Source organism: Ovoidimarina sediminis, assembly GCF_032586175.1.
GTDB classification, from domain to species: Bacteria; Pseudomonadota; Alphaproteobacteria; order Rhodobacterales; family Rhodobacteraceae; genus Ovoidimarina; species Ovoidimarina sediminis.
This window is the reverse complement of record NZ_JAWHTE010000052.1, coordinates 1-9,471: the sequence shown is the minus strand read 5'-3', so window position 1 is coordinate 9,471 and position 9,471 is coordinate 1. Positions and strand designations below refer to the sequence as shown.

Genomic DNA, 9,471 nt, shown 5'->3' with positions numbered 1-9,471 from the left:
ATAAGCTGGAACCACAACGAGCCAGGGCCTCCGTTACAGATCAAGCCACCCTGTCCCAAATCATCTGACGACGGACATGTCACGTGGAAGAGTGAACTAGATCTCATTCAGCCAAGGATGCGGCGACACTCATGAAAGATCGAAGACCCATCCGCAGAGTGTGACAGGTAGAGCAGACGAGAATGTCGCCCGCCGCGCCGCCGCCAGCGGCCGCGCCAGATCCAGAAACGCCTCCGCCTGCGCGCCATAGCTCCTGACCGCCACCCCCGGCATATCCCGGGGCCCGGTCTCAAGCTCCGCCAGCACCGCCTTGCGCAGCACCTTCGCCCCCGCCCCGATCGGGATCACCCGCACGTGGTCCGCCGCGCCATGTTCCGCCGCGCCGCCGGCATCGGTCTGGATCACCCGCACCCCGCGCGCCAGCGCCTCGCGCACGGTAAGCCCGAAAGTCTCCTTCCACTGCGACAGGAACAACAGCACGTCGATTTCGGCGAAGAACCCGTCGATCCCGTCCTGCGCATAGCGCGGCACCACCTCCCACGCGCCTGCAAGCACCGAAATATCGCGTCCGCGCCACCAGCTTCCGTCAAGGCTCCCCTCCACCAGATGGCCTCGGAAATCGCCCCGCGGCAGGTCGCGAAACGCCTCACCCAGAAGCGGCCAGCCCTTGATCTGCGAGGGCCCGCCGACGAAGCCGAAGACAAGCCGCGGATCCGCCGCCCGCCGCGCCGCCTGGGCGGCGGCGAAACCCGGCCCGGGCAGCCGCACCCCGTTCTCCCAAACCCTGAGCCGCCCGGGTGCGAAGCCCGAGCGCGCGTAAATCCCGGCGGCGAAGGCGCTCGGGCAGGTCACCAGATCCGCCCAGCCGGCGGCCTGCGCCAGATAGGCGCCCCGCGTCTCGGCAGCCCCGAAATCGTCGACACAGCCCCGGCAGCGCGCGATCCGGATCGGGTTCTGCCCGCAATAGCGCCCGTCGGGCCGGATCATGAACTGCCGCTCGCACAGCCACCAGAAATCGTGAGTCGACAGAATCACCGGTATCCCGAGCGTCTTCAGCACGGTAAGGCAATCCGCCCCGATCTCCTGCACGCAATGCACATGGGCGAGGTCCGGGGCCAGATCCCGCGCGATCCCCGCGATCTTCGCAGCCACCTCCGCATTGGCGTAATGCTGCACCTTTGATCTGCCTGCCGGCAGGTTGATCATGTGATTGACGATCCCCCCCGCCTCGCAGCGCACCACCGCGTAGGGCGGCAGATCGGCCCGCGTCATCGCCGAAATCGCGCTCACCCGCACGCCGCCCCGCGCTGCCAGGGCACGCGCCACCTCCTCGGCCACGATCGTCGCCCCGCCATAGCTGTGGGGCGCGAAGAAGACGTTGATCACCAGAACATGCATCGGCCTACCCCCTGATCCATTCGGCCAGCGCCGCGTCAGCCACCGGCGCCCGCACCGCCGCGCCCCAGGCGCGCTCCAGGTGGGCGCGCGCCGCGCGGCCCATCCGCGCCGCCTCTGCCGGGGCCTCGGCCAGCGCCGTCAGCGCCTCCGCCCAGTCGCTCCGAACGACGCAACCCGTCCGCCTGTCCTCCACCACGGCGGCGAGGTCACCCACATCCGCCACCAGCGCCGGCACGCCCACGGCGGCGGCATCGATCGCGCGCACCGCGCTCTTGCAGCGGTTGAAGGCATCGTCGGTCAGGGGCAGCACCGTGCAATCGGCCTCGGCGAGTGCGGCGAGATAGGCGTCGTATCCCGCGAAGGGCCGGCACCGGATCTGGCCGGCAAACGCATCGGGAAACATCCCCCCGTCAAGGTGCCCCAGAAGCAGAAGCCGCCGCTCCACCCCGCCCTGCAGAAACCGGCACAAGGCGTCACGGATCGTCATCAGGTCGGCGTCATGGCCGCGCGATCCGCTTGCCATCGCCACGGTGAACCCGGTGCGCGCGGGCCGCATCGCCATCGCCCGCCGCCCCGCCTCGAGCGTGGCGCGGTCCGCGAAGTTCCGCCGCACCAGCACCGGGCGCGCGGTGTGCGCGCGGGCGTGCTCCGCCAGCCCCGGGGTCGATACGCTCACCAGGTCCGACATGTTCATCGCATCGGCGTAAAGCGGGGCCTCGGCCACGAAATGCGCCTTCTCGGCCTCCGCCACCGCGGCCATGTTCGAATAGGTTTCATAGGCGGACACCGAGAACAGCGGATCGTCGATATCGTACAGCACCGGCAGCCGCAGGCGCCGCGCCTCGTAAAGATACATCGTCGTCAGATCGCAGCGCCGCAGCCGGTACAGCATCAGGTGCGTCGCCTCCTGCAGGATTTCGCGGCACCGGGGCAGATCCTCGTAATGGGCAAAGCGGTATCCGGCATCGAGGCCGGAACAGATCTCGTCCATCTGCTCGACCCGGTACTTCCGGCATTGCGGCAGGTTCAGGTCGCCGATCATCGCCACCCGCCGCCGGCTGCTCAGCGTCGCGGGGGCGGCGGACAGGTGAAACGCCGCGCCGCGCGCCAGATCGCGCCAGACGGGCGCGAAGGCGAAACGCGGCGGGGGCGGGGCGGGATGGCCGGGGGCGGAAAGGGGCGCGGCTTGCTGCGCCACCTCGCTCACACCCTGGCCGGTCCGCATCAGGCGCAGGTGGGTGCGCGCCCGGCCCAGCGCCTGGGTCAGGCCTTCGTCGCGCCAGACGGCGCCGAACCGGCGCAGCCGGGCGGGCCTCAGGGCTTTCAATGCAACGCTCATCGGAAATTAACGCCCTCCGTTCAGAACGCCCTCAGCCAGAAGGCGACGTCGAGAGGTATCGCATTGAAACATTACTCGCTTCTTTACCAAGATCCCGCGAAACGACTGCCCCATGCGGCGGTTCCGGGGTTCCTGGCCCGCAGGCCGACGGCCGCGTGTCATGTCACCATCCTGCTCGGGCTCTATAACGGTGCCGCCTACCTCGATGACCAGCTGGAAAGCTTCGTGCGCCAGAATCACCGCAACTGGTCGCTTCGGGTGCGCGACGATGGCTCCGACGATGACGGGCCCGCGATCGCCCGGCGCTTCGCGGCCACGATGCCGGGGCGCGATATCCAGGTGTTTTCCGGGCCGCGGCGCGGGGCGGCCCGCAATTTCCTGTCGCTTCTGGATTTCGTGCCTCACGGCAGCGACGCGATCGCGTTTTCCGATCAGGATGACGTCTGGCTTCCGGGCAAGCTCAGCCGCGCGCTCGACCGGCTCGTCTCGGTGCCCGACGGTGTGCCCGCGCTCTATTGCGGGCCGACGATCCTCACCGATTCGGCGCTCCGGATCCGCGGGCACTCGCCGCTGTTCCGCCACCCGCCCTCGTTGCGCAACGCGCTGGTGCAATCGATCGCGGGCGGCAACACGATGGTTCTGAACCGCGCGGGCTTCCGGCTTCTGCGCCGGGCGGCGGCCTATCGCGGGCCGGTCCCCTCGCATGACTGGTGGGCCTACCAGGTGATCACCGGGGCGGGCGGAATCATCCTCTACGATCGCGACCCCCAGGTACTTTACCGCCAGCACGGGGCCAACCTCGTGGGGTCGAACCGGGGGGTCCGGGCGGGCATGTCGCGCCTCGCCGGACTCGCCGCGGGCAAGCTCCGGCGGTGGAGCGATCAGAATATCGCGGCCCTCACGGGCGCGGCCCCGCTTCTGACACCGGGCAATCACGAGCTTCTGATGGACTTCGCGGAATTCCGGAAGGCATCGCTGCGCGGCCGCCTCTCGGGGCTTTCGCAATCGGGCATTCACCGCCAAACCCGGCCGGGCACTGTCGCGCTCTGGGCGGCAGCGGCGGCGGGACAGCTCTGAACCCGCCCTGAAACCAATGGCTTCCCCCCGGTCAAGGGGGTGGCCTCTCTGCGTCAGATCGTCTATGCCCGCCGCGTAAGACCGGGGAGGACAACACGACATGGCGCACGCTCAGCCGAGCCTCAATCTCAGCCCCAAGGTCTCAGACGAAATCCGCCGCACCACCTGCTACATGTGCGCCTGCCGCTGCGGCATCAACGTGCACATGAAAAACGGCGAGGTCGCCTATATCGAGGGCAACCGCGACCACCCGGTGAACAAGGGCGTGCTCTGCGGCAAGGGCGCGGCCGGCATCATGCAGCACACCGCCCCGTCCCGCCTGCGCGCGCCGCTCAGGCGCACCGGCCCCCGGGGCTCCGGCCAGTTCGAGGAAATCTCCTGGGAAGAGGCGCTGGAAACCGCCGTCTCCTGGCTGAAACCGCTGCGCGACAAAGACCCCGAGAAATTCGCCTTCTTCACCGGCCGCGACCAGTCGCAATCCTTCACCGGCTACTGGGCCCAGGCCTTCGGCACCCCGAACTTCGCCGCCCATGGCGGCTTCTGCTCGGTCAACATGGCCGCGGGCGGCATCTATTCGATGGGCGGGGCGTTCTGGGAATTCGGCGAACCCGACTGGGATCGCACCAAGCTTTTCCTCATCTTCGGCGTCGCCGAAGATCACTCCTCGAACCCGATCAAGATCGGCATTGGCAAGCTCAAGGCCCGCGGCGCGCGGATCATCGGCATCAACCCGATCCGCACCGGCTACAACGCGGTGGCCGACGACTGGTACGGCATCACGCCCGGCACCGACGGGCTCTTCATCCTCTCCCTCGTCCATTGCCTGCTGAAATCCGGCAAGGTCGATCTCGATTACCTCGCCCGCTTCACCAATGCCGCCTGCCTCGTGAACCTCGATCCCAAAAGCGACGATTACGGCATGATCCTGCGCGACGAGGACGGGCGCGAACTTGTCTGGGATCGCGGCGAAGACCGCCCGCGCTGCTACGACAAGCCGGGCGTGATCCCCGATCTCGCGGCAACCTGGCGCCATGCGGGCGTCACCCACAAGCCGGTCTTCCACCTGATCGCCGAACGCTACCTCTCGGAAGACTACGCCCCCGAAACCGTGGCCGAAACCGTGGGCATCCCGGCAGACCGCATCCGCGGTCTCGCGGCCGAACTGGCCCACGTCGCCTTCGAACAGGCGATCGAGCTTGACCGGCCCTGGACGGATCTGCGCGGTGACCGGCACGAAAAGATGATCGGCCGCCCCGTCTCCATTCACGCCATGCGCGGGATTTCGGCCCACGCGAACGGCTTCCAGACGGCCCGCGCGCTCCACCTCCTGCAATGCCTCCTGGGCGCGGTCGAAACCCCGGGCAGCTTCCGTTTCAAGCCGCCCTACCCGAAACCGGCCGCCGCACATCCCCGGCCCCACGCAACGGCCCGCCCCGGCCAGCCGCTCGCCGGCCCGCACCTGGGCTATCCCATGGGGCCCGACGATCTCTGCCTGAAGGACGACGGCTCGCCCCAGCGGATCGACAAGGCCTATACCTGGGAAAACCCCATGTCGGCCCACGGCCTCATGCACATGGTGATCTCGAACGCCACGGCGGGCGATCCCTACCGCATCGACACGCTCATGCTCTACATGGCGAACATGGCGTGGAACTCCTCGATGAACACCCGCGCCACGATGGAGATGCTGACGGCGAAAGACGACAACGGCGACTACAAGATCCCCCGCATCATCTATTCCGATGCCTATTCGTCCGAGATGGTCGCCTATGCCGATCTCGTCCTGCCCGACACCACCTATCTCGAACGCCACGATTGCATCTCGCTCCTCGACCGCCCGATTTCCGATGCCGAACGCGCCGCCGACGCGATCCGCTGGCCAGTGGTCGAACCCGACCGCGACGTGCGCGGCTTCCAGTCGGTGCTCTGCGATCTGGGCGCCCGCCTGGGCCTCCCCGGCTTCGTGAACGAGGATGGCACGGCGAAATTCAAGGATTACGCCGAGTACATCACGACCCACGAACGCCGCCCCGGCGTCGGCCCGCTTTCGGGCTGGCGCGGCAACGGCGACGGCCAGGGCCGCGGCGCCCCCAACCCCGACCAGATCGATCGCTACATCGAGAACGGCGGGTTCTGGACGGCGGAAATCCCGCATGACGCGGAATACTACAAACCCTGGAACACGGCCTATCAGGACTGGTCGGTGGAAATCGGGCTCACCGACAAACCCACCCCCTACCTGTTCGAGCTGTATTCCGAACCGCTCCGCCGCTTCCAGCGCGCCGCCGAGGGCCGGGGCCCCGTCCAGCCGCCCGAACACCTCCGCGAACAGGTGAAAAGCTGCTTCGATCCGCTCCCGATCTGGTATCGGGTCGATACCGATTCCGACGAATTCACCATCAATGCGCTCACTCAGCGCCCGATGGCGATGTATCACTCCTGGGGCACCCAGAACGCCTGGCTGCGGCAAATTCACGGGGCAAACCCGCTCTACGTCCCCACGAAGATCTGGGAAGCGAACGGCTTCGAAGACGGCGACTGGGCGCGCGTCACCTCCGCCCATGGCGAGATCACGGTACCCGTCGCCCACATGGCCGCGCTCAACGACAACACCGTCTGGACGTGGAACGCGATCGGCAAGCGAAAGGGCGCCTGGGCCCTCGACAAGGACGCGCCCGAGGCCACGAAAGGCTTTCTTCTCAATCACCTGATCGGGGAACTCCTGCCTCCCAAGGGCGACGGCATGCGCTGGTCCAACTCCGATCCGATCACCGGGCAGGCGGCATGGTTCGACCTCAAGGTGAAGATCGAAAAGGTCCGCGCCCCGGCCGAGGCCCAGCCCGCCTTCGATCCCATCGCCTCGCCGGTCGCCCCCGCCCCCGCCAACGTCCGCAGGAGCACGAATGAAACAGGCTGAGTTCATCGGATCTTTACCAAGGTTAACCGCAAAACCCCGGTTTCGGCGGTGTACGGGGGGTGTACGCGCTGTGTACGCCCTGTGGTGGCCTGAATGACCTCGCTTCCCGAAAAGACTGACAAGACGCTCGGTCTGGTCATAGATCTCGACATCTGCGTCGGCTGCCACGCCTGCGTCACCGCCTGCAAGGGCTGGAACACCGAGAATTACGGCGCGCCGCTTGCCGACGAAGACGCCTACGGGGCCGAACCCGTGGGCAGCTTCCTCAACCGCATCCATTCCTATGAAATCCAGCCGGAACAAGGGCTTGCCCAGCTTGTCCACTTCCCGAAATCCTGCCTTCACTGCGCCGACGCGCCCTGCGTGACGGTCTGCCCCACGGGCGCCTCCTACAAGCGCGTCGAAGACGGGATCGTTCTCGTGAACGAAAGCGACTGCATCGGTTGCGGCCTTTGCGCCTGGGCCTGCCCCTACGGCGCGCGGGAAATGGATCCCGTTGAAAAGGTTATGAAAAAATGCACCCTCTGCGTCGACCGCATCTATAACGAAAACCTGCCCGAAGAAGATCGTGTGCCCGCCTGCGTCCGCACCTGCCCCACCGGTGCCCGCGCCTTCGGCGACCTTTCCGATCCCGACAGCGCGGTCTCGAAATCCGTCGCCGAACGCGGCGGGATGGATCTGATGCCCGAACAGGGCACGCGGCCCGTGAACAAGTACCTGCCGCCCCGCGAGCGCGACATCGACGTCCTCGCCCCCCTCCTCGAACCGGTGGCCGAAGAACCCCGCGGCTTCCTCGGCTGGCTCGACAAGGCATTGGAGAAGCTTGGCTGATGCATCCCGCGGTCTCGATCATCGTATTCACCGTCTTCTCGGGCCTCGGCTTCGGACTCCTCGCCTTCCTCGGCCTCGGCTTCCATCGCCCGAGCGGCTGGGTGGCCTTCGTCTTCTTCGCCCTGGCCTTCGGGCTCGCCGGCGCGGGGCTCATCGCCTCCACCTTCCACCTGGGCCACCCCGAACGCGCCTTGAAGGCCTTCACGCAATGGCGCTCAAGCTGGCTCAGCCGCGAGGCCTGGGCGGCCGTCGTGGCGATGGGCCTCATGGGCCTCTTCGCCCTGCCGCTGATCTTTTCGGGCAGCTATATCGCGCCGCTCGGCTGGCTCGGCGCGCTGGCCTCGGTCGCCACCATCGCGGCCACCTCGATGATCTACACCCAGCTGAAAACCGTACCCCGCTGGCATCACTGGACGACACCGGCCCTGTTCCTCGCCCACGGCCTCGCGGGCGGCGCGCTTCTGGCGGGCCAGGTCGCGGGGGCCTCCATCTTCCTCTGCGCCCTCCTTCTCCTTCAGCTTTTCGCCTGGCACGTGGGCGACGCGGCCTATGCCGGATCGGGCAGCACGCTCGGCACCGCCACCGGCCTCGGCGCCCGCGGCGCGGTCCGCGCGTTCGAGCCGCCCCATACCGGGCCAAACTACCTGACGAAGGAAATGGTGCATGTCGTCGGCCGCAAGCACAGCCGCACGCTCCGCGCCATCGGGCTCGGGCTCGCGGTCGTCCTGCCGCTGTTGATCCTCCTTGCGCTGCCCTTCAGCCACGCGCTCGCGGGGCTCGCCGTGCTTTCGCACATCGCGGGCAGTCTCTGTCTCCGCTGGCTCTTCTTCGCAGAGGCCGAACACGTTGTCGGCCTCTACTACGGCCGCACGGCGTGAGCATCCGGCCCGGCTTCGATCCACGCTGGGCCTCGGAAGAGGAGTACATCCTCGGCATCACCCGCGCGATCTGGGAGGATCGCGGCATCCACACGCTCCACGATTACTATGGCGAGGATCTGATCGTGCGCTCCCCGGCCAGCGTGGTGAAAGGCAATGACGGCATCATCGCCGCCACCCTCGCAACCCTCGCCGAATTTCCCGACCGCGAACTGCCGGGCGAAGACGTGATCTGGGCCGATGTAAGCCCCTCCGCCTTCCTCTCTTCCCACCGCCTGATCTGCACCGCCACCCATTCGGGCGCGGGCGTCTACGGGCCGCCCACGGGCCGGCGCCTCACATACCGGATCATCGCCGATTGCTTCTGCGAGGCGAACGCGGTCCGCGACGAATGGCTGGTGCGCGATCAGGGCGCGATCGTCCGCCAGATGGGCGACACTCCGGAAGGCTGGACGCGCGCGCTCATCGCCCGCGAGGGCGGCCCCGACCGGGCGGTGCGCCCGATGACGCCGGCCACCGATCGCCCCGGCCCCTATACCGGGCGCGGCAATGACGATCCGATGGGCGCGCGCCTCGCAGACCTGCTCACGCGCCACGCCGAAGGCGACGCAACGGCGATCTCCGAAGGTTACGATCCCGCCTGCGAACTGTTCTACTGGGGCCACGCCCACGGCCACGGCCACCCCTTCGCGGCCGAGACATGGCGGGGCCTCCGCGCCGCCTTCCCGGGCGCGGCCTTCACGGTCGAACACCGGATCGGCCAGGGCACCCGCGCCGCGATCCGATGGGCGCTCCACGGCTGCCACGAGGGCACGGGTCTCTTCGGCCCGCCCTCCGGGGCCGAGGTCTATGTCATGGGCATGACCCATGCCGAGTTCGGCCCCCGCGGCCTCCGCCGCGAATGGACGCTGATCGACGAAACCGCGATCTGGAAACAGATCCTGCTCCACACCCTCTAGAGCCTCGTCCATTTAATCTGCAACATATCCGGCAGCCTTGAAGAGGTTTCGGCACTCGTTTGGTGGAAAGAG

At 67.7% G+C, this 9,471-nt stretch carries 7 protein-coding genes; 5 read left to right on the top strand and 2 right to left on the bottom strand.

Translation table 11 applies throughout. From position 1 onward, the window contains the following. Window positions 1-129: 129 nt before the first annotated feature. The gene (locus RXV90_RS25445; protein ID WP_316653179.1) at window positions 130-1,398 is read right to left on the bottom strand and encodes a glycosyltransferase; all 1,269 of its coding nucleotides are present in this window, start codon (window positions 1,396-1,398) and stop codon (window positions 130-132) included. A 4-nt stretch (window positions 1,399-1,402) separates the two neighbouring features. Further along, window positions 1,403-2,737: a glycosyltransferase family protein gene (locus tag RXV90_RS25440; RefSeq protein WP_316653177.1), complete on the bottom strand. Its 1,335-nt coding sequence runs from the start codon at window positions 2,735-2,737 to the stop codon at window positions 1,403-1,405. 63 nt (window positions 2,738-2,800) lie between these two features. Here RXV90_RS25440 and RXV90_RS25435 point away from each other — a divergent pair, with 63 nt between their 5' ends. From RXV90_RS25435 to RXV90_RS25415, 5 genes are all read left to right on the top strand, one after another. Then, window positions 2,801-3,814, top strand: a complete 1,014-nt coding sequence (locus RXV90_RS25435) for a glycosyltransferase family 2 protein (protein WP_316653175.1) — start codon at window positions 2,801-2,803, stop codon at window positions 3,812-3,814. A gap of 100 nt (window positions 3,815-3,914) precedes the next feature. Further along, complete coding sequence (locus tag RXV90_RS25430; RefSeq protein ID WP_316653173.1) at window positions 3,915-6,731, top strand: molybdopterin oxidoreductase family protein; 2,817 nt, start codon at window positions 3,915-3,917, stop codon at window positions 6,729-6,731. A 93-nt stretch (window positions 6,732-6,824) separates the two neighbouring features. Further along, window positions 6,825-7,562 (top strand): 4Fe-4S dicluster domain-containing protein, encoded by a 738-nt coding sequence (locus RXV90_RS25425; protein ID WP_316653171.1) that lies wholly within the window; start codon window positions 6,825-6,827, stop codon window positions 7,560-7,562. Then, window positions 7,562-8,440: a dimethyl sulfoxide reductase anchor subunit family protein gene (locus RXV90_RS25420; protein ID WP_316653169.1), complete on the top strand. Its 879-nt coding sequence runs from the start codon at window positions 7,562-7,564 to the stop codon at window positions 8,438-8,440. Before RXV90_RS25425 ends, RXV90_RS25420 begins: the two co-directional genes overlap by 1 nt. Continuing rightward, window positions 8,437-9,399 (top strand): ester cyclase, encoded by a 963-nt coding sequence (locus RXV90_RS25415; protein ID WP_316653167.1) that lies wholly within the window; start codon window positions 8,437-8,439, stop codon window positions 9,397-9,399. The genes RXV90_RS25420 and RXV90_RS25415 overlap by 4 nt, the downstream gene beginning before the upstream one ends. The last annotated feature ends 72 nt before the right edge of the window (window positions 9,400-9,471 follow it).

Coding starts and splice junctions, on each gene's coding strand:
- RXV90_RS25420 (WP_316653169.1), top strand. CDS start 7,562: ATGCATCCCGCGGTCTCGATCATCGTATTCACCGTCTTCTCGGGCCTC.
- RXV90_RS25425 (WP_316653171.1), top strand. CDS start 6,825: ATGACCTCGCTTCCCGAAAAGACTGACAAGACGCTCGGTCTGGTCATA.
- RXV90_RS25440 (WP_316653177.1), bottom strand. CDS start 2,737: ATGAGCGTTGCATTGAAAGCCCTGAGGCCCGCCCGGCTGCGCCGGTTC.
- RXV90_RS25445 (WP_316653179.1), bottom strand. CDS start 1,398: ATGCATGTTCTGGTGATCAACGTCTTCTTCGCGCCCCACAGCTATGGC.
- RXV90_RS25430 (WP_316653173.1), top strand. CDS start 3,915: ATGGCGCACGCTCAGCCGAGCCTCAATCTCAGCCCCAAGGTCTCAGAC.